Source organism: Flavobacterium orientale, assembly GCF_014638005.1.
GTDB lineage: Bacteria > Bacteroidota > Bacteroidia > Flavobacteriales > Flavobacteriaceae > Flavobacterium > Flavobacterium orientale.
Genome location: NZ_BMFG01000030.1, coordinates 1 through 1,322 on the forward strand (window position 1 = coordinate 1; position 1,322 = coordinate 1,322).

Here is a 1,322-nt window from a genome sequence, read left to right on the forward strand (position 1 = left end):
TTGAGTTACCTGCACAGTCTGTTGCTGTCCATGTTCTAGTTACAGTTCCTAAACCACACTCATCTAAGTCTGAGCTATCCACATATGTTACGCTTACTTCGTTATCACAAGTATCCGCTGCACTTGGCATACTGAATACTGCTTCTGTTGGACATTCTACTGTGTAAGCTTCACCAACTCCTGAGAATACAGGTGCTGTAGTGTCTTCGATAGTAATCGTTTGTGAAGCTGAACTAGCGTTACCTGAACAATCTGTTGCTGTCCAAGTTCTAGTTACAGTTCCTAAACCACACTCATCTAAGTCTGAGCTATCCACATATGTTAAGCTAACTTCACTTTCACAATTATCAGTTGCCATTGGCGAACTGAAAGAAGCTTCTGTTGGACATTCTACCGTAAAGTCTTCACCAACTCCTGAGATAACAGGTGCTGTTGTGTCGATTACTGTTATAATTTGTTTGTGAATCGTAAAGTTTTTACAATCATCTGTAGCTTTCCACAAACGATCTATTGTATAACTTCCTTCACAATCTCCCGGAATAATAGCTTCAAAGAAGATTACTGTAGCTGTACCACAATTATCTATTGCTGTCAATACTTCCGGTGTTGGGATGTTATCACATTCTACTGTTAAACTACTTGGAGGTAATTGACCAACAAAGGTTGGAGCGATTGTATCCTCTACATTAATTTTTTGCGTATGTGAAACACTATTTCCAGCACAGTCTGTTGCTGTCCATGTTCTGGTAACTAAATATTTACCAGGACAGTCTCCAGGAGTTATTACTTCTGTAAATTCAACTGTAGCATCACTACAATTGTCCGTTGCAGTTAATACTGCTGCTGCCGGAACATCACCATCACATTGAACATTTAAGTTAGTTGGTAAGTCACCTACAAATACCGGTGCAGTTGTATCTTCGAGAGTAATCGTTTGTGAAGCTGAACTAGAATTACCTGCACAGTCTGTTGCTGTCCATGTTCTAGTTACAGTTCCTAAACCACACTCATCTAAGTCTGAGCTATCCACATACGTTAAGCTAACTTGGCTGTCACATGCATCAGAAGCACTTGGTGTACTGAACACTACAGGCTCTGAACATTCCATTGTAAAGTCGTCTCCAACTCCTGAAATTACAGGTGCTGTTGTGTCTTCGATAGTAATCATTTGTGATGCTGAACTTGAGTTACCTGCACAGTCTGTTGCTGTCCATGTTCTAGTTACAGTTCCTAAACCACACTCATCTAAGTCTGAGCTGTCCACATATGTTAAGCTAACTTGGCTGTCACATGCATCAGAAGCACTTGGTGTGCTGAATACT

The 1,322-nt window shown here is 40.5% G+C and carries 1 protein-coding gene; it reads right to left on the reverse strand.

Features of this window, described 5'->3' with window-relative positions:
- Positions 1 to 1,322 (reverse strand): HYR-like domain-containing protein (locus IEV15_RS14500; RefSeq protein WP_444542648.1); only part of this gene is annotated, 1,322 nt, incomplete at both ends.